This is a genomic window from Gilvimarinus sp. 1_MG-2023, assembly GCF_030548285.1.
Window position 1 is genome coordinate 1 of record NZ_JAUOSC010000330.1, and the last position, 373, is coordinate 373.

Here is a 373-nt window from a genome sequence, read left to right on the forward strand (position 1 = left end):
GCCCCAGACCCGGCCAGCACAACCTCCAGCGTCACCTCCGGCACGGACACCATCCCGACGCTCACCGAGAGCAATATCCCGCAAGACGCCATCACACCGGCACCACAACAACCGGAATCCCCCACTCTGGAGCCCCTGCATTTTGAACCGGAACCGGAAGCACCAGTCCTGCCCGAGTCTCCAGCAGCTGACGCTGACGTGCCGGAGATAGCTGCCAAGATATCGTCCAACCCGTTTTTGCCGCAGTCGATACTGGACCGCCTCACCTCCGAGCGTCTGGCGGCCCAACACAGTGCCGAAGAAGCACACCGCACCATGCAACGGGTGACAGAGCAAAAACAACAGCGTGACTCCGATGCCATCGCCCTACTGG

1 protein-coding gene is annotated in these 373 nt (G+C 61.9%); it reads left to right on the plus strand.

The window, feature by feature from the left end; translation table 11 throughout:
• A partial coding sequence (locus tag Q4563_RS17035; RefSeq protein WP_303605335.1) for a hypothetical protein occupies positions 1-373 on the plus strand: 373 nt, incomplete at both ends.